The sequence below is a fragment of the Arcobacter peruensis genome (assembly GCF_003711085.1).
Lineage (GTDB): Bacteria > Campylobacterota > Campylobacteria > Campylobacterales > Arcobacteraceae > Poseidonibacter > Poseidonibacter parvus.
On sequence record NZ_CP032363.1, the window covers coordinates 2,296,659 to 2,314,244 of the forward strand.

21 protein-coding genes are annotated in these 17,586 nt (G+C 28.5%); 16 read left to right on the plus strand and 5 right to left on the minus strand.

Annotated elements, in window-relative coordinates; genetic code table 11:
* Positions 1 to 4 precede the first annotated feature (4 nt).
* The 5 genes from amt (at position 5) to pyrC (ending at position 4,321) form a co-directional block, all read left to right on the plus strand.
* Entirely contained in the window at positions 5 to 1,219 is a 1,215-nt protein-coding gene (gene amt / locus D3Z07_RS11340) for an ammonium transporter (RefSeq protein ID WP_122893924.1), read from the plus strand.
* Positions 1,220 to 1,235: 16 nt separating this feature from the next.
* A complete protein-coding gene (locus D3Z07_RS11345) occupies positions 1,236 to 1,574 on the plus strand; it encodes a P-II family nitrogen regulator (protein WP_122893925.1) in 339 nt (112 codons plus the stop codon).
* A 134-nt stretch (positions 1,575 to 1,708) separates the two neighbouring features.
* Positions 1,709 to 2,896, plus strand: a complete 1,188-nt coding sequence (locus D3Z07_RS11350; protein ID WP_083657261.1) for an ammonium transporter — start codon at positions 1,709 to 1,711, stop codon at positions 2,894 to 2,896.
* A 58-nt stretch (positions 2,897 to 2,954) separates the two neighbouring features.
* Positions 2,955 to 3,293 (plus strand): P-II family nitrogen regulator, encoded by a 339-nt coding sequence (locus D3Z07_RS11355; RefSeq protein ID WP_076088653.1) that lies wholly within the window; start codon positions 2,955 to 2,957, stop codon positions 3,291 to 3,293.
* The gene (pyrC, locus tag D3Z07_RS11360) at positions 3,293 to 4,321 is read left to right on the plus strand and encodes a dihydroorotase (protein WP_076088651.1); all 1,029 of its coding nucleotides are present in this window, start codon (positions 3,293 to 3,295) and stop codon (positions 4,319 to 4,321) included. The genes D3Z07_RS11355 and pyrC overlap by 1 nt, the downstream gene beginning before the upstream one ends.
* Here the strand turns inward: pyrC and fliM are convergent.
* Both fliM and D3Z07_RS11370 read right to left on the minus strand, forming a co-directional pair.
* Positions 4,318 to 5,421 carry a flagellar motor switch protein FliM gene (gene fliM / locus D3Z07_RS11365; protein WP_076088649.1) on the minus strand — a complete coding sequence of 368 codons (1,104 nt, stop codon included), beginning with the start codon at positions 5,419 to 5,421 and terminating at the stop codon, positions 4,318 to 4,320. The genes pyrC and fliM overlap by 4 nt on opposite strands.
* 1 nt (position 5,422) lies before the next feature.
* Positions 5,423 to 6,472, minus strand: a complete 1,050-nt coding sequence (locus D3Z07_RS11370; RefSeq protein ID WP_076088647.1) for a flagellar basal body P-ring protein FlgI — start codon at positions 6,470 to 6,472, stop codon at positions 5,423 to 5,425.
* Between the two features lie 93 nt (positions 6,473 to 6,565).
* Here D3Z07_RS11370 and D3Z07_RS11375 point away from each other — a divergent pair, with 93 nt between their 5' ends.
* The 11 genes from D3Z07_RS11375 to D3Z07_RS11425 all read left to right on the plus strand — a co-directional run bounded on the left by D3Z07_RS11375 (position 6,566) and on the right by D3Z07_RS11425 (position 14,366).
* Complete coding sequence (locus D3Z07_RS11375; RefSeq protein ID WP_122893926.1) at positions 6,566 to 7,528, plus strand: hypothetical protein; 963 nt, start codon at positions 6,566 to 6,568, stop codon at positions 7,526 to 7,528.
* A 2-nt stretch (positions 7,529 to 7,530) separates the two neighbouring features.
* Entirely contained in the window at positions 7,531 to 7,791 is a 261-nt protein-coding gene (locus tag D3Z07_RS11380; protein WP_076088643.1) for a flagellar biosynthetic protein FliQ, read from the plus strand.
* 2 nt (positions 7,792 to 7,793) lie between these two features.
* On the plus strand, positions 7,794 to 8,198 hold the full coding sequence (locus tag D3Z07_RS11385) for a hypothetical protein (RefSeq protein WP_122893927.1): 405 nt from the start codon (positions 7,794 to 7,796) through the stop codon (positions 8,196 to 8,198).
* Positions 8,199 to 8,209: 11 nt separating this feature from the next.
* Positions 8,210 to 8,689, plus strand: coding sequence for a MotE family protein (locus tag D3Z07_RS11390; protein WP_122893928.1), 480 nt, complete (start codon positions 8,210 to 8,212; stop codon positions 8,687 to 8,689).
* A 12-nt stretch (positions 8,690 to 8,701) separates the two neighbouring features.
* Positions 8,702 to 9,241 carry a flagellar basal body-associated FliL family protein gene (locus tag D3Z07_RS11395; RefSeq protein WP_076088637.1) on the plus strand — a complete coding sequence of 180 codons (540 nt, stop codon included), beginning with the start codon at positions 8,702 to 8,704 and terminating at the stop codon, positions 9,239 to 9,241.
* 4 nt (positions 9,242 to 9,245) lie between these two features.
* Complete coding sequence (locus D3Z07_RS11400) at positions 9,246 to 9,674, plus strand: hypothetical protein (RefSeq protein WP_122893929.1); 429 nt, start codon at positions 9,246 to 9,248, stop codon at positions 9,672 to 9,674.
* Entirely contained in the window at positions 9,664 to 10,371 is a 708-nt protein-coding gene (locus tag D3Z07_RS11405; protein ID WP_122893930.1) for a flagellar basal body L-ring protein FlgH, read from the plus strand. The genes D3Z07_RS11400 and D3Z07_RS11405 overlap by 11 nt, the downstream gene beginning before the upstream one ends.
* A 56-nt stretch (positions 10,372 to 10,427) precedes the next feature.
* A complete protein-coding gene (locus D3Z07_RS11410; RefSeq protein ID WP_122893931.1) occupies positions 10,428 to 12,278 on the plus strand; it encodes a flagellar hook-associated protein FlgK in 1,851 nt (616 codons plus the stop codon).
* Positions 12,279 to 12,297: 19 nt separating this feature from the next.
* Positions 12,298 to 13,674 (plus strand): flagellar filament capping protein FliD, encoded by a 1,377-nt coding sequence (gene fliD, locus D3Z07_RS11415; RefSeq protein ID WP_122893932.1) that lies wholly within the window; start codon positions 12,298 to 12,300, stop codon positions 13,672 to 13,674.
* Between the two features lie 90 nt (positions 13,675 to 13,764).
* Complete coding sequence (gene fliS, locus D3Z07_RS11420; protein WP_076088627.1) at positions 13,765 to 14,121, plus strand: flagellar export chaperone FliS; 357 nt, start codon at positions 13,765 to 13,767, stop codon at positions 14,119 to 14,121.
* The gene (locus tag D3Z07_RS11425; protein WP_122893933.1) at positions 14,097 to 14,366 is read left to right on the plus strand and encodes a hypothetical protein; all 270 of its coding nucleotides are present in this window, start codon (positions 14,097 to 14,099) and stop codon (positions 14,364 to 14,366) included. Before fliS ends, D3Z07_RS11425 begins: the two co-directional genes overlap by 25 nt.
* On the opposite strand, the gene tilS is transcribed toward D3Z07_RS11425, so the two are convergent.
* From tilS to panC, 3 genes are read right to left on the minus strand one after another with little or no spacing between them, the layout of a single operon-like run.
* Positions 14,355 to 15,335, minus strand: a complete 981-nt coding sequence (gene tilS / locus D3Z07_RS11430; protein ID WP_122893934.1) for a tRNA lysidine(34) synthetase TilS — start codon at positions 15,333 to 15,335, stop codon at positions 14,355 to 14,357. The two genes, D3Z07_RS11425 and tilS, sit on opposite strands and share 12 nt — an antisense overlap.
* A 10-nt stretch (positions 15,336 to 15,345) precedes the next feature.
* Complete coding sequence (gene rimO, locus D3Z07_RS11435; RefSeq protein ID WP_122893935.1) at positions 15,346 to 16,695, minus strand: 30S ribosomal protein S12 methylthiotransferase RimO; 1,350 nt, start codon at positions 16,693 to 16,695, stop codon at positions 15,346 to 15,348.
* Between the two features lie 47 nt (positions 16,696 to 16,742).
* Positions 16,743 to 17,561, minus strand: a complete 819-nt coding sequence (panC, locus tag D3Z07_RS11440; RefSeq protein ID WP_122893936.1) for a pantoate--beta-alanine ligase — start codon at positions 17,559 to 17,561, stop codon at positions 16,743 to 16,745.
* Positions 17,562 to 17,586 lie beyond the last annotated feature (25 nt).

Here is a 17,586-nt window from a genome sequence, read left to right on the forward strand (position 1 = left end):
TCTTATGGAAAATTTTGCTGATGTAAAATATATATTAGATGGGTTTCTGTTTGTGTTTTCAGGAATCTTAGTTATGTGGATGGCTGCAGGTTTTGCGATGCTAGAAGCTGGGTTAACAAGAACAAAAAATAATGCGACTGTATTAACAAAAAATATGGCGTTATTCGCTATATCTTGTATTATGTATTATTTTGTAGGTTACAACTTAATGTATGGTGAGGGTTCATCTTTTATAGGAAGTTTCTCAACAATTGATATGGTAAGTGCACCAGATGCTGCTTATCCTGCTGCTGCTGATTTCTTCTTCCAAGTAATGTTCGTTGCAACTGCTGCGTCTGTTATTTCTGGTACTATTGCTGAAAGAATGAAATTATGGCCGTTCTTAATTTTTGTTGTTCTTTTATCTGGTGTTATTTATCCAATCCAAGGTCACTGGACATGGGGTGGAACAGAACTTGGTGGTGTAATTGCTGGTTTCTCTGATTTTGCTGGGTCTACTATTGTTCACTCTGTTGGTGGATGGGCTGCATTAGCTGGTGTTCTTATTTTAGGAGCAAGAAAAGGTAAATATGGTAAAAATGGACAAGTTAGACCAATTCCAGGTTCAAACTTAACATTAGCTACTTTAGGTACATTCATTTTATGGATGGGTTGGTTTGGATTTAATGGTGGTTCTCAATTAGCACTTGGTTCAAAAGGTGATATTGATGGTATTGCTATGGTTGTTGCTAATACAAATATGGCAGCTGCTGCAGGTGCTATTATGGCTGCTTTATTAACTCAACTGTTATACAAAAAAGTTGATTTAACAATGGTTTTAAATGGTGCATTAGCTGGTTTAGTTTCTTGTACTGCAGGTCCTGATTTAGGAATGACTGTTGCCTTTATTGAAGGTATTGTTGGTGGTGCTTTAATTGTATTTGCTGTTCCTTTATGGGATAAGTTAAGAATTGATGATCCTGTTGGTGCTTTATCTGTTCACTTAGTAGCAGGTATCTGGGGAACTTTAGCTGTTGGTATCTTTAATCCTGAAGTTACTATTATGGCTCAACTTAAAGGTATTGTTGTAATTGGAGCATTTGTATTTATTACTTCATTCATTATCTGGAAAATATTAGATATGGTAGTTGGATTAAGAGTTGATGAAGAAACTGAAATTAATGGTTTAGATATTCATGAAACTGGTTTAGAAGCATATCCAGAATTTAAAAGAGCATAGGTAAAGGAATTAAAATATGAAAAAAATTGAAGTAATAATTAAACCTTTTAAACTTGAAGATGTAAAAGATGCACTTGTTGAAGCTGGTATTACTGGTATGAGTGTATATGATGTAAAAGGTTATGGTAGACAACAAGGTCACTCTGAATTATACAGAGGGGCTGAGTACGTGGTAGATTTTTTACCAAAAATCAAAATTGATTTAGTAGTTCAAGAAGATATGGTTGATGTTGCAATTGATGCAATCGTTAACTCTGCTAAAACAGGTAAAATTGGAGATGGTAAGATTTTTGTATCATCTTTAGATGAAGTAGTAAGAATCAGAACTGAAGAAAAAGGTCCTGACGCAATCTAATTATAGTTCTTAAAAACTATACTGCAATTTAAGAAAATATACTTTTTTCTTAAATTGTATACTTTTTATACACCTAATCTTAATCAAATATTTTTTATACCTATATAATATAAATAAAACAAAAGGGTTTATTTATGAATATGGAATCTATCTCTTATATAATTGATACATTGTATGCTATTTTTGCAATGACATTAATTATTTTCATGGTACCAGGTTTTGCAATGCTAGAGGCTGGAATTGTAAGGACTAAAAACGTAACAGCAGTATTAACAATCAACACATTAATTTATGCAATTGCATCATTGGCTTTCCTTTTAATAGGTTATTCAATAGCTTTTGGAGATTTTGGAAGTGACTCAATGAGTAAGTGGGCAGCATTTATGTTCCAAATGGCTTTTGTTGGTAAAGTTGTAAATATTATGTCAGGTGGAGTAAGTGAAAGAGCAAAAGTTGTTCCTTTGGCAGTATTTACTGTTATTATGGCAGCAGTTTTATATCCACTTGTAGTAAATGTTACATGGGGATCAAATTTCTTAGATGGAACAATTCTTTCTTTATCAATGTATGATTTAGCTGGTTCAACTGTGATTCACTCTACTGGTGGATGGGCTTTATTAGCAGCAATTTTAATAATAGGTGCAAGAAAAGGAAGATATACAAAAGAGGGTGGAATTAGAGTAATCCCAGCTTCAAATATTCCTTTAGTTACTTTAGGAGCTTTTCTTTTATGGATAGGTTGGTTTGGATTTAATGGTGGTTCTGTTGGTTCTATTGCATCAAAAGATAATGCTGATGCTGTTGCATTAACTATTATGAACACAAATACAGCTGGACTTGCTGGTGCTATTATGGTTGCTTGTTTTATGCAGTTTAGATATAAAAAACTAGATTTAACAATGATTTTAAATGGTGCTTTAGGTGGATTAGTTGCAGTTACAGCTGGGCCTGATTTATATGATATTTATACTCCAATTTTAGTTGGTGCTATTGGTGGTATTATTGTTGTATTTGGTGTATCATTCTTTGATAAAATTAGAATTGATGATCCTGTTGGTGCATTATCAGTTCACTTACTTAACGGTATTTGGGGAACATTAGCAGTTGGTATTTTTGCATCTAATGGAAGTGATATTACACTTTTAGGTCAAGTAAAAGGTATTTTATTAGTTGCTGTATTTGCATTTACTTCTTCTTTTATTATATTATTTATAATAAATAAAATCATGCCTTTACGTGCTGATAATGACGAAGAGATGCAAGGATTAGATGTAGAAGAATGTGGTTTAGAAGCTTACCCAGAATTTAAACGAGCATTCTAATAATATATAAATTTATATAAATTTTGATAAAATAGAAACAATTAAAAAAGGATTAACTTTGAAAAAAATCGAAGCAGTAATAAAACCATTTAAACTAGAAGACGTAAAAGATGCCTTAACAGAAGCTGGAATCACTGGTATGACAGTATCTGATGTAAAAGGTTATGGTAGACAACAAGGTCACTCTGAGTTATATAGAGGGGCAGAATATGTAGTTGATTTTTTACCAAAAATTAAATTAGAATTAATTGTAGCAGAAGCTGATGTAGATAGTACAATTAAATTAATTACTGATTCAGCGAAAACTGGAAAAATCGGTGATGGTAAAATATTTGTTTCTGCAATTGAAAAAATTGTAAGAATCAGAACTGGTGAAGAAGATGAGGAAGCTATTTAATGAGTAGTTTAACTACTTTTGAAATAAATGAACCTTTAGATATGCACCTTCACTTACGTGATGGTGACATGTTAAAATTAGTGGGACCTTTAACTTCAAATACTTTTACAGGTGCTTTAATAATGCCTAACTTAGTACCTCCTATTACTACTAAAGAAGCATTACTATCTTATAAAGATAGAATTAAAGAAGCATGTAAAGATGATATTTTTGATCCACATGTTACTTTATTTTTTAAAGATGATTACTCATATGAGTTTTTGGAAAATATAAAAGATGATATTATTGGAATTAAACTTTATCCTGCAGGAATTACAACTAATTCTGAAACAGGTGTTTCATCTATGGATGTAGAAGTTTTAAGACCAACTTTAGAATCAATGAGTAAATTAGGTATTCCTTTTTGTGTTCATGGAGAAACTAATGGTTTTGTAATGGATAGAGAAAGAGAGTTTATGCCAATTTATGAATCAATTGCACAAGCTTTTCCTGATTTAAAAATCATAATGGAGCATATTACTACAAAAGATGCAGTTGAATTACTTGAAAAGTATGATAATTTACATGCAACTGTAACTTTACAACATTTACTTATTACTTTAGATGATGTTGCAGGTGGAATGCTTCAACCGCATTTATTTTGTAAGCCAATTGCAAAAAGACCTGAAGATAGATCTGCTTTATTAAATGCAGCACTTAAAGCTCATCCAAAGCTAATGTTTGGAAGTGATTCAGCTCCTCATCCTAAGCATAAAAAAGAATCTTGTGGTTGTGCAGCTGGAGTTTTTACTTCTCCAATAGCTTTACAGGTATTAGTTGAGTTATTTGAAGAACATAATTGTTTAGATAATTTAAATGATTTTGTGTCTTTAAATGCGCAAAGAGTTTATAATTTAAAGCCAAAGAAAAAAACTATAAAGTTAGTAAAAAAAGATTTCGTAGTTCCTGCAATTTATGAATATAAAAATGAAAATGTAGTACCTATGTATGCTAATGAAACATTAGCTTGGAGCATTGAAAAAAGTTAAGCTTTTTTCGATGTTCTATCTTCAAGAAGTTTTTTAATATTTGAAGATTTTTCTGCAGCTTTTACAATTCTTTCTTCTCTCATAACTCTTAATATTTCTAATGTTTCTTGTTTTTCTTTATCAAGATTAGACTGTATTTGAATAGCTTTTCTATTATTAGAAATACCCGATAATGATAAAAACTTCTCTTTTTTATTTATATAAATTTTATTTGAAGAAGAGGTTGCATTTTTATTAAAAACAATTACATCATCAACTTTTAAATTTAAAATATCTTCTGCGCTTAATTCAGTTTCAGCCATAATAGATTCTACATTCATTTTAGCACCTGATATTAAAGTTGTAATATCTTTTTTTCTAGAAGATTTTCTATTTTTACCTTCAGAAAATACTTTCTCAACAATTTTATTTAATAAAGGTTCAATATAAGAGATTGGATAACAAATTGATAAGAAACCTGATTCTTCATCGATAGTTATTTCTAAAACTACAAGTAAAACAATTTCATGATCAGAGATAATTTGAATGGCATTCGCATTCGTATCTCTAGATTCTGTTTTAAAGTTTAAAGTTGAAATCTCAGCCCACGTTTTATATAAATTTTTTATAAACATTTCATAAAAATGATCAAAAATCTCAATCTCAATTTCTGTTAATTCTCTATCAAGATTATCACTTGTATTTACAGCTCCAGAACCTAGTAATTCTGCAATAATCTTATGTGAAATACCAGGGTTACACTCGATTACAATTCTTCCTTCCATAGGTTTAATAGAAAGTGTATTTAACGATGTAATTTGTGGAATTGATAGTATAAATTCCCCATAAGTCATCTGCTCAATTGAGTAGAGTTTCACATCAACAATTTTTCTAAGCATTGCGGAAAGATCAGTAATAAAATCTCTTAGCATTTTATCGTGAATTGCTGAAAAGGCTTTAAACTGCTCCCCTGAGATACGATTAGGTTTTTTAAAATCGTAAATAGAATAGTTTTTTTCTTTTGATAATACCTTCTCCATTGGTGAAGAATCAATGTCTTCACCTTGCTCGGCAATATCTAAAAGGGCATCAATTTCATCTTGACTTAAAAATTCTGCCATATTATCCTCTTATCTCAAATTCAACATCAATAGCACCCATCTCTTTTATCATTTTAAGAGTATCTATTATTTCAGTCATTGGTAAGTTCATTACCTTCATAGATCTAACTAAATCTGAAACAGTTGGTGTTTTTTTCGTATTTATCATTGCATTATTAATATCAATTACAGGTTTATCTGCAATTTTAACATCATCACCAATATCTACACCTTTATTTTGTTTAGGATCAACCCATTGGTTATCAGTAAGTGCAGTTTTTTTAATTCTTATTGTAAAAGAATCTCTAGCAATTGTAACAGGTGATATTTCAATATCTGCACCAGCAATAATTGATTCTCTATTCATATCAATAATTATTTTCTTTTTAAAATCAGAACTTAAGGGAATATTCTCAACCATAGATATAAACTTGATTATAGATATTTCTTTTGGTTTATTTACTTTGATAGTTCTAGTATCAACTGCTCGTGCAAGTTTTCTTCCAAATTTTTTATTGATTTTAGTTTCAATTAGATCTGCATTTTTTGCAGAACTTTTATATAAACTTAATGTAATTGAGTCTTCCTCTTGTAAATTATAATTGATCTCATTTTCTACTGTTGCACCATCATAGATAAAACCTGTAGTTGTATTATTATTTGTTGCTACAATTGTACCTTGTGCTAAAGCATATACTTTACCATCCACACCTTTTAATTGTGTGATTAAAAGTTCACCATGATCAACAGATTTAGCATCACCTATTGTAGATACTTTTATTTTTATTTTATCTCCTTGTCTAGAAAAAGGAGGCAAAGTTCCCGTAACCATAACAGCTGCAATGTTTTTTGAAGAAATAGAAGTTGCAGGAATTTTGATATATGAATTACGTAGTAAATTTTGTAAAGATTGCATAGTGAATTTTGATTTATCACCAGTACCAGCAAGACCAACAACTAAACCATATCCAATAAGTTGATTGTCTCTTATTCCAATGATATTTGAAATGTCTTTTACTGTTTGTGAGTATAAAGATGAAAAGAAAATTAATACTAATAAAAAATACTTCAATATGTTACCTTACGCTTAATTGATATTATTTTATCGTAAATTTAATAAAAAAAGGTATAATCTATGTAATAAAATTTATTATAGGGCACTGATTTGAATATTTATATTTATGGTAATAATAGTTTTAAAAAAGAAATCCATGAAACTTTAGAACATGCTAATATAAAATTTAAACTAGATAGCAATAGTGTTATCGAAGATATTGAAGATTTAGAATTATTAAAATCTACAATTGAAGCAAATCCTAATGATATTTACTTAATTGATGATGAAAAAATTATTAAAAAAAATGCACTTAATCAAAAAATAAAATTCTTAGCGCCAAAAGATGGTATAAAAGAAGAATTTTTATTTGACAATGGAATTGCTGATTTATCTGTAGATTCTTTAAAAGAAATTCCAAAATACATATTAAGAAAATACGAACAACAAAAAGAAATAGAGCCTAATATTCAAAGTTCAATTATTGATATTGTTGATGAAGCATACGAAGATGATATTGATGATATTGATGATATGGATGATATTAATATTGAATTAGATGAAGAGCTAGCCCAATTATTATCAAGTTCAAAAAATGACGATGATGAGATTTCTAATGTAGAAATCAAAAAAGATATTAACTTAGATGAGTTAGAAGGTTTAATTGAGCTTGAAGATGACTCTAATGAATTATCTAAAGAGGAATTGACTTCTTTAATTAATTTTGAAGAAGACGTCGGATTAAACAATACGACTTCTGATTACGATGAACAAAAAATTGAAGAAACACCAGAAGAAAATAGTTTAAATATCAATGAACTAGAAGATACAATTGAAGAAGAGTTTAAACAAGGAGAGGATATGTCTAAAGAGTTTACAGAACTTGATTCATTAAATGAGCAAGATGTTTTAAATGCTTTAGAAGGAATTAATAGTCCAACTATTAGCTCAAATTCTAATACAAGCAATGAAAAAATTGAAGTAGAAAGTTCAAATGTTCAAGATATTGCAGAATTGATATCAAAATTATTGAACAACAAAACATTAGAAATTACAGTAAAGATTAAAGATTAATAGTGGATTTAATTGGTATTGCTGAGAACACTGTAAAGATTATTTTAATTCTAGGATTACCTTCATTACTTGTTAGTATGGTAATTGGATTAGTGATTTCAATTTTTCAAGCAGTAACACAAGTTAGTGATGCTTCATTAAGTTTTGTTCCAAAAGTAATATTTGTATCAGGGTTTATTTTAATATCTCTTCCTTGGATTGGAGACCATATTGAAACTTATACTAAAGACTTATGGGACTTAATACTAGTTTTTGGTAATTAAAAATGATTGACCAGTTATATAACTTAAAAAAAACACAAACAGATCAAAAGCTTATGCAAAAAGGTCTTTTATTATCAAAGATAGAGAGATTTGAAGCCGAGATTTTAATTACTAAGACTCAAATTGATTCAGCTAGTGTTCAAAAATTTGGAGCAATTTCAGATTTTGCAGTTTTAGAAATGCATAAGAATACTATGAGACTTCATATTCAAGAATTGAAAAAAAAGAAAAAACTATTAAATGAAGAGTTAGAATTACTAATTAAAGATATAATAGAATTACAAAAAGAGACTGAACAGTTTGGATATATTTTAGAAGAGCAAAAACAAGAAGCAATTAAAAGAATGTTAGTTGCTGAAGAAGAAGAAGCTAATGAATATATTCAAAGTAAATATATTTCAGGATAAAGGTTTATAAATTGATTAACAAAATAGTTATTTTTATATTATTTCCTATTTTTATATATGCAGCTAATGAAACAAGTAGTGAGCTTATAAAACAAAGAATTGAAATAAAAGAATTAAAAAAAGAGTTAAACTCTTTTTATAACCAAAAAGAAAAAGAGTATCAAGATAGAAAAAAAGAATTAGATACAATACTTTCTCAAATTAAAAAAGAAAAAGACGAAATACAAGCTCTACATGACAAGAATCTATCAATTTTACAAGATATGACTGAAACAGTTAATAGTAAAACTGCAAAAGTCTATAATTCAATGAAACCAAAAATTTCAGCAGCTATTTTCAATGAAATGATTAGTGATGGAAAAATTGAAGATGTTTTTGATATAATTTTGAAACTAAAAGAAAAAAACGTAACATTATTAATGAAATATTTAAGTGTACCAAATGCTGCAAAATTGACGTTAATGCTTCAAGAATTTAAAGCAGAAAAATAAAAAGGGATAACAATGGCTGAAGAAGAAAATAAAGAAGAAACAAAAAGTTCAGGTGGAGGAAAAGGAATGATTATTGTTCTAATTGCACTTGTCGTAATCTTATTATTAGCAGTTGCCGGTGGAGCTTACTTCTTATATTCTCAAGGTATGTTTTCACCTAAAGATGGACAAAATCAAGAAGAAATGGTTAAGAAAGAAGAAGCTGGAGATTCAAAAGAAACATTTAAAGCTAATATTGATGATCTAGTATTAAATATCACTAATGCAAAAGGAAAAGAAAAACTAATGAAATTATCTTTTGCTGTAAAAAGTGTAGAACCTACAATTGCAGCATTAGTTGAAGAGTATAGAGCAGAAATCATTGATGTTGTTATTGCTCAAATTAGTGCAAGAAGTTCTGAAGAGCTATTAACTGTTGGTGGAAAAGCATTACTAAAAGAAGAGCTTTTAGAAGAGATAAACGCTATAGTTAATGAAATGACATCAAATAATGAAGAAGTGAAAGCAAATAATATTAAAAAGATATTATTTACAACTTTTGTAATAAAATAGAAATATGATAGTAGCTATAAAAAGAAATAAAAAACAAAAAATAATTAAATTTATTTCCTTAGCAGTTTTAGTAGCAATGTTTGCTGGCTATTATATGTATATGAGTAAAGAGTTTGAAGAAAAACAAAAAATTGAATTAGAAACAAAAAAAGCAGAAAAGTTAGAGGCTGAAGAGAAAAAAAAATATAAAAAGAATTTAGAAATTGCTATTTTAACAGAAATAGAAAAAGCTGTTGATTTAATAGGACAAAAATATATACAACATGTAAAAATTATTGAGAATAAAGTAGTAATTATTTGCGAACCAAAAACTAATTTAGATGCATTAAAAGTAAGGTATGGTTCTATGGCATTAATCAAAAATACACTAAATGAGATAATTATCGCAATTGATGTTAAATATATTGTTGAAAGTAGATTAAATGAAAAATAGTATACTAATATTAATAATCGCAGTATTTTTTACTGCATGTGGAATAACTGAAAAACAAGAAATAAGTTTTAATAAACCCAAAATACAAATCCCTAAAAAACAGCCAGCACCTAAAAATAATAAAGGTTCTTTGTATTCTATGCAAGGTGCTTCATTATTTGCAGATAAAAAAGATCTTCAAGTTGGTGATATTATTCAAATTAATATTAGTGAATCATTATCATCTGATTCTACAAACTCTAGAGAATTAAAAAGCAGTAGAGATAGTAATCTTGGTGGTGGGATATTAGCAAGTACTGGAACAAATAGTTTAAACGGGACAGTTAGTAGCTTAGCTAACAAGTTAAATGGTACATTAGGTGTGGGCTTTAGTACTAATAGTTCTTCTTCAGATTCAGGTGAAGCTACATCCTCATTTGATGAAACATTCGAGACTGTAATTTCTGCAATAATTGAAGAAACATACCAAAATGGTAATTATTTTATTAAAGGTTCAAAAGAGTTACTAATAGATGGGCAAAAGCAAGAAATAATTGTAAGTGGTGTAATTAGACCTTACGATATTACTTCTGATAACTCAATAGAATCTTCTCAAATGGCTAATTTAAAAGTTCTTTACGATAAAGAAGGTGAAGAAGCTGATATCATGGAAACACCATGGGGAACAAAAATAATAAGAGCAATTTGGCCATTTTAATCTAATTTTAAGAATTGTAATGCAATAATTAGATATCTTATCCTAAAGGAGTCTCTATGCTAGGTACATTAAATGTTTCACAGTCAGGGCTAAAAGCTGCACAAACAGCTGTTGAAAATGTATCAAATAATATTGCTAATGAGAATACTGAAGGATACAAAAAAAGAGTTGTTCAGCTTAGTGAATTAGAACAAAGTGATAGTAGAGTAACAGGACGAGGTGTTAGTTCAAGTACTGCTTATAGAATTACATCTCAATATATGTATGAAAATATTCTATCTGAAAACTCTAAAGTAAACCAATATGATAAACTGTCTTCTACTTTAGGCAATATTGAATCAATATTCCAAGAAACTGACACTAGTGGATTTTCTGCAGATTTAAATCGTTATTTACAAGCAGTTGAAAATTTACGTAGTAATCCAAATTCGGAAGTTTATGAAACAACTTTAAAGAATGAAGGAAATACTTTAGTTGAGTCATTACAAAATATTTATTCTGATATTGAAAAGCAACAATCTTTGGAAGCAGAAGATTTAAGTGCAAATGTTTCAACAATAAATGACATTCTTCAAGAAATTGGTGAAGTAAATCAAAAAATGGGACAGTATAACACTTCTTCAAATGATCTTTTAGATAAAAGAGACCAACTTGAAAAAGAATTATCAATGTATGTTGATATTGATGTTAGTACTCAAAATGGAGAATATGAACTAAAAATAGCAGGAACAACTGCTGTTAGATATAGTACAAACGTAAGAGCTCTTGAAATAGAAGAAGAAAAAACTCCTCAAATTGATAAGTATGTACAAGACGATGGTTCAAATCTTGCTATCACTTTTGACATTGGTGATGAAATTACTTATAAAATTAATAATGAATTTGAAGTTAGTATCACATATGGAGAATCTTTTACTGCTGATTTGAATAATGACGGTACAGAGACTACACAAACTGTTGATGGATCAAATTATATAAGGGCTTTATCAGATAAAATAAATGAAACAACAGGAATAAGCAATTTAGTAAAAGCATATAATGGTAACTATGAAACAGATTCTAATGGTGATAAAACAGAACTTTATCCAAATCAAGATAATTTTTTATTAATTGAGTCAAAAGTTGATGGACCTGATGGAAATTTTGAAGGTAGAATTACTGTAGTTAAAAATGATGCTTCAGGAACTATAGCAGAATCGCGAAGTAATTATTTTGCAGATGAAGATTATAGTAGTGAGTCAGAATCAAGAACATTCTTAAGTATTTATGATAGTGAAATTACTGTAAAAAGTGGAATATTAAAACCACAATTAGATAATTTAGATTCTACTTCTTATAATAACAAGATACAAGACTATAAAGATAAATTAGACTCTTTTGCTCAAACTCTGAGTGACTTAACTGATGCATATATTAAAGATGGTGATGACTATATTTATGGTGATACAAGCATTGATGGATCTGCATCAACTTATTCTGATTCTGAAATAAATCAGTTAAACCTATTTTCAGGTGGAAGTGTAATGACACTTAAATTTAATGAAAATAATGTTAATGATTTAGAGCAAGAAGATTTGGACTATTTGGCAACTTTACAATGGAAAAAAGATATTTCTTTTACTGGTGAAGAGCAAGATAGTACAAATAGTTCAGTTGCTTCATTATCAGAGTTTTTTCAAGATATACGAATAAATGTTTCTTCAGATAAAGAAAGTAATGAGTTTTTATTAACAACACAAGAGACTATTCAACAATCACTAGAAAATACATATAATGAATTAACGAAAGTTGATTCAGATGAAGAAATGATAAACTTAATTAAATTCCAAGCAGCTTATTCTGCAAATGCGAAGATAATTACAGCAATCGATGAAATGTTACAAGTTTTACTTGGATTAAAAAATTAATTAAAAGGAGGGCAAAATAATGGCTGAAGGTATTTTAGGTTTAGGTTCAGGACAAGCTGCAACGCTTGATCAAGAATTAATTGATAAACTAAAAACAGCAGAAAGGGCAGCAACTGTTGAACCAATAGAAACAAGTATTGAAGATATTGCAAGTGAAAATGAAGTTTTTACTACAATTGATGATAAAGTTAATGAATTTCTTGAAGCTGTAAAAGTATTTGACTTATTTGTAACTGGTGGAACTACGGCATTTGATGAAAAAACAGCAACAGCTTCAGGTAGTTCAGTTACATTTGATGCTGCAGATGTTTCTTCATTAAACACAGGAATTACAACTGTTAATATTACCTCTTTGGCGCAAAAAGATGTATATCAATCAAATGCAATTACTGAAACAGAAAAAGATGCAGCTATCACAGGAATGGGTGATTTAACTATTAATGGTGAAACTTTTACTACTGATGAAAAAACTTATCAAGAATTAGCAGATGAAATTGATGCAAGTGATGGTATAAATGCATCAATAGAACAAGTTGGTAGTGATTCTTTTAGGTTAGTTTTAAAAAGTAATGAATCAGGAATTGATAATGCACTTTCAATTGCAGGTGATGCGGCGGCTGATGATAAATTTGGATTTAATAAAACTGAGGATATTGATGATGGTAATGGAGGGACGGTTTCTGTTTCAGTTAATCATACATTAGTAGCACAAAATATGGAAGCAACTGTTGATGGTGTTTCATATAGTGTTTCTTCAAATAGTTTGGAAGTTGATGGTTTAAGTATTACTGCAACTGAAACAGGAACATCTAGTATAAATATTACAAAAGATAATACAACTGTTGAAAGCAGTATGAATGAATTTATTACACAATACAATGGACTTGTCGCTTTAATTGAAGATGAAGTTTATTCTGCTGATTCTTTTATTGAAGATAAATCTGCACTTGGAGATATTATTTCTCAAATAAAAGATAAGTTATTTGGAACTTATGGGGAAGATTCTGATAAATCAGTTTTTAATTATGGTTTTGAATTAGATAGTACTGGAGTGCTTTCTTTAGATTCTACAGTATTTAATAATGCACTTGATGAAGACCCAGATTTAATGAAAAGTATTTTTATTGGAACTGCTGAGAATGAAGGTATAGGAACACAACTAAAAGCACTAATTGATGATATGGGTTATACAGATGGAGTAATAGGGTTATATGAATCTTCATTATTATCCAGAGAAGAGATTTTAAATGATGATTTAGAAGAAGCTGAAGAGACTTTAGATGATAAATATTCTGCATTATCTGCACAATTTGCATCTTATGCTGCAATTATTACATTATATGAAACATCATTTTCAGGTTTAGAATCAATAATAGCAGAGGCATATTCTGACTAGGAATAAAATTATTTTTTAATATTCAGTGATGTATTTAAGAAAGAATATAATATACTACATAATGAAAATTAGTGAATGGAGATACAATATATGGGAATAGAAGCTTATAATCAACAAAATGCAGTATCAGATGATCCTTATGTTTTAGTTTTAAAACTTTATGAAGGTGTTATTAAATATTTGTCTTTTGTTAAAAGTTCAATTGAAGATGGAAATATTGAAGCTAAATTTACATATATAAATAAATCTATTGCAATATTTGATGAGTTAAGAAATGTTCTTGATTTTGATGGCGGAGATGTTGCTTATTATCTTGATGGTTTATATCTTTACCAAATAGAAACACTTTTTGCAGCTGGAGTTGATGATAATATAAACTCTATAAACCAAGTAATGAAAGTTACTCAAGGATTGATTGACGCATGGAAAGACGAAACAGGTCTATAGAAGCTCTTAAAAGGCTTATTTATATTGATTCATTAGATGCAGTAGAAAGAGCTGCTGCATTAGTAAAATGGCATGATGATTACTTACTTAAAAGTGACATTAAAGATTTTGATTTAGAATTAAATGAGTTCAAACAATTAGAAGAACTTTTCTTTAAAAATATAAACTTTCTAAAAAAACATAAAGAAGATAGCAGATTAGAACTTATTAGATTAAGTAAAGTTAAAAAATTTTTACAGCACTAGATTTTTTACTTCAATTTCTTTTTCTTTTACGTAAGCTCTAATATTTTTTGGTATTTTTAATATTCTACACTTCTCTTTAAATTTTTTGTCCATTGTTTTTAATGACTTAGGACAAACCCAAATATAATCATCTTCTATTGTTATTGAAATCTTATTTGATATAACAATACTTTTTTGTTTTAAAATCTCTTTTCTTTGAGCCTTTGACAATAAAACACCTCTTTTTTTTAATGACAAATCAATTACTCTTATATTTAAATTATCATCATCTAAGTTTTTAAAAACTTCTAGTTCTTCAATTTCTATTATTGCTTTATTTTTAAAGTTTAAAGACTTGATATCTTCTTGCAAGTAGTTGAAAGAGTTAATTATTCCGTCTTTGTATTCATCAAGAAATCTATCAGAAAAATTATGACGAAAATAATTTCTTTTATACTTCTCATCACTATTACTTGAATCAATAAAATACTTTATGTCTCTTTTTTTTAGATAGTTTTCTAATTCTTCTTTTGAAATAGTAAGTAAGGGTTTGTATATTTTATACGTATCTTTAATCTCAAACTCATTAAAACCAATTAACTCAATTAATCCTGCACCTTTGCTTAGTTGCATTAAAAACCATTCTAATTTATCATTTAGTTGATGTGCTGTAATTAATATTTCATAGTTATTATTTTGTATAATTTCTTTAAAAAAACTGTATCTAATATCTCTTGCAGTTTTTTCAAAATTTGATTTTGATTGAAGTTCTACTTCTTTACAAAATATTTTTTTATTGTATTTTTTTGCTAAATCTTTAGCATATTGAAGTTCTTCTTTTGACTCTACTCTTGTATTGTAATTTACAATTGCTATATCAAAATCTATATCTTTTTCTAAAAGTAAAAAGAATAGTGCAGAAGAGTCAATACCTGCTGAAAAAGCAAGTAAATTTTTTGACTCTTTTACCGCAGAAAAATCTAAGTTCATATTTTAAAGTTTATTTAATTACTGTAGCTAGTAGTTTATCACCTGAAAGTTCAGTAACTCTTACTGTATAAATTTGCCCAAAAGCTAATTGCTCTGGATTGTTCTCATCATATAATTCATTGTCATTGATATATATTTCACCATCAATATCAGGAGCCCAAGTAGTTTTTCTTGCACTTAATAAAAATTCGTGTTCATCACTTTCTCCATCAATATAAACTTCAAAAGTCTTTCCAACTTCTTTTTCTAATGATTCTTGAGTTGTTTTAGCAATTATTTCACCAATTTCATCTGCTCTTTGATCAATAATTTCTTGATCGATTAAAGCATCAGATTTTGCAGCTGCTGTTCCTTCTTCTGTTGAATAAGAAAAAACATTTGCACGATCAAATTTATAGTTTGCAATATATTCACATAAAGCTTCATGGTCTTCTTGTGTCTCACCTGGGTGACCTGCAATAAATGTAGTTCTTACAAATGAATTTGGTTTTGATTTCATATGATCCATTAATTCATTTAATTTTTCAACACCTTTCCCTCTTTTCATAATCTTAAGCATTGAAGGAGTTATATGTTGTAAAGGCATATCAAAATAGTTTTCAAAAGTTTTTGACTCGGCAATTGTATCTATTAGTGAAAGTGTTGTAGTTGAAGGGTAAAGATATAAAATTCTAGCTGTTTTAATACCTTCTATTTTATCAACTTCATTTATTAGTTGCTCTAAGCCATCTTTTTGACCTTGATCTCTTAAAAATGATGAAGAGTCTTGAGATACAAAAGAAAAATCTGTATAACCTTTTGAAGCTAAAGATTTTACCTCTTTTACAAGTGATTGAAGTGTTCTAGAGTGAAGTTTTCCTTTAAAACTAGGAATTGCACAAAATGAACATGTTTGATTACAACCTTCACTTAATTTCACATATGCATGATATGAAGAACCTGTTATTACTCTTTCATTTGTGTCTGAGGCTAAGAATACTTGATTTGTAAAAGCACTTCTTTTTTGATCAACTAATTCATCAATTCTGTCATAATCTCCAACACCTGTAAAAATATCAACTTCTGGTATTTCTTTTTGAAGTTCTTCTTGATATCTTTGTGTTAAACAACCAGCAACAACAAGTACTGATTCATCTTTTCTTTGTTCGTGTAAATCTAAAATTGTATTAATACTTTCTTCTTTAGCAGAATCAATAAATCCACATGTATTAACTATTAAAACGTCTGCGTTTGTTGCATCATCACTTATTTTATAATCTTTTAGTTTACCTAGCATAATCTCTGAGTCTACAAGGTTTTTTGTACAACCTAAAGATACAAGATGCAAAGATTTAACAGGGTTTTGTGCTGAGAATTTCATATATTATTAAGACCTTAATTTTTTTGCAATTTTAGCATAAAAAAAACTTAAATCCAAATATTATCAAGTAGCCTTGTATTTCCAAATCGTACAACAATTAAAATTATTGTATTTTTAAGTTCAATTGTATCTATTTCATCAAATTCTCTATTTACAATTGCTGCATATTCTATATCTAAATCTTTTAATACTTCTTCAATTCTTCTTTTTACAAGAATTGAGTTTAACTCACCTTTTGAAATTAATGAAGCTGCTGTGTATAAAGATTGAGATAAAAGTAAAGCTTCTTTTCTTTGTTTTTCATCTAAATAAACATTTCGTGAACTCATAGCAAGTCCATCTTTTTCTCTTATAATATCACAAGCAATAATATTAATAGGAAGAAATAAATTTTTAACCATTTGCATAATTAGTGATAATTGTTGTGCATCTTTTTTCCCAAAATAAGCATTGTTAGGTTGAGTGATTCCAAAAAGTTTTAAAACAACTTGTAATACTCCATCAAAATGTCCAGGTCTAGTAAGACCTTCAAGCATGTAGCTTTTATTTGGTGCTTTTATTAAAATCTCTTCTTTTGAATACATTGTAGAAATATCAGGCATAAACAAGTAATCAACTTTACATAATTCACAAATCTTTTTATCCGCTTCATCTCGTCTTGGATATGAATCTAAATCTTCACCTTCAAGAAACTGTGTAGGATTTACAAAAATTGATACTACAACAATTTCATTTTCTTCTCTAGCTTTTTTTATTAAAGATATATGTCCATCATGTAATGCACCCATTGTAGGTACAAAACCTACACTTGATGTAATAGTTTTTCTAATAGCTTGAACTTCTTCAATAGTTTTTAATATTTTCAATACATTTCCTTGATTTAAAAAAGTG

Excerpts from the sequence above, each read along its gene's own strand:
- fliM (WP_076088649.1), bottom strand. The coding sequence starts at position 5,421 with ATGGCAGAATTTTTAAGTCAAGATGAAATTGATGCCCTTTTAGATATT.
- D3Z07_RS11425 (WP_122893933.1), top strand. The coding sequence starts at position 14,097 with ATGGAAAGACGAAACAGGTCTATAGAAGCTCTTAAAAGGCTTATTTAT.
- tilS (WP_122893934.1), bottom strand. The coding sequence starts at position 15,335 with ATGAACTTAGATTTTTCTGCGGTAAAAGAGTCAAAAAATTTACTTGCT.
- D3Z07_RS11385 (WP_122893927.1), top strand. The coding sequence starts at position 7,794 with ATGATTGACCAGTTATATAACTTAAAAAAAACACAAACAGATCAAAAG.
- D3Z07_RS11350 (WP_083657261.1), top strand. The coding sequence starts at position 1,709 with ATGAATATGGAATCTATCTCTTATATAATTGATACATTGTATGCTATT.
- D3Z07_RS11410 (WP_122893931.1), top strand. The coding sequence starts at position 10,428 with ATGCTAGGTACATTAAATGTTTCACAGTCAGGGCTAAAAGCTGCACAA.
- D3Z07_RS11395 (WP_076088637.1), top strand. The coding sequence starts at position 8,702 with ATGGCTGAAGAAGAAAATAAAGAAGAAACAAAAAGTTCAGGTGGAGGA.
- D3Z07_RS11400 (WP_122893929.1), top strand. The coding sequence starts at position 9,246 with ATGATAGTAGCTATAAAAAGAAATAAAAAACAAAAAATAATTAAATTT.
- D3Z07_RS11405 (WP_122893930.1), top strand. The coding sequence starts at position 9,664 with ATGAAAAATAGTATACTAATATTAATAATCGCAGTATTTTTTACTGCA.
- fliD (WP_122893932.1), top strand. The coding sequence starts at position 12,298 with ATGGCTGAAGGTATTTTAGGTTTAGGTTCAGGACAAGCTGCAACGCTT.
- rimO (WP_122893935.1), bottom strand. The coding sequence starts at position 16,695 with ATGAAATTCTCAGCACAAAACCCTGTTAAATCTTTGCATCTTGTATCT.
- fliS (WP_076088627.1), top strand. The coding sequence starts at position 13,765 with ATGGGAATAGAAGCTTATAATCAACAAAATGCAGTATCAGATGATCCT.
- D3Z07_RS11345 (WP_122893925.1), top strand. The coding sequence starts at position 1,236 with ATGAAAAAAATTGAAGTAATAATTAAACCTTTTAAACTTGAAGATGTA.
- amt (WP_122893924.1), top strand. The coding sequence starts at position 5 with ATGGAAAATTTTGCTGATGTAAAATATATATTAGATGGGTTTCTGTTT.
- pyrC (WP_076088651.1), top strand. The coding sequence starts at position 3,293 with ATGAGTAGTTTAACTACTTTTGAAATAAATGAACCTTTAGATATGCAC.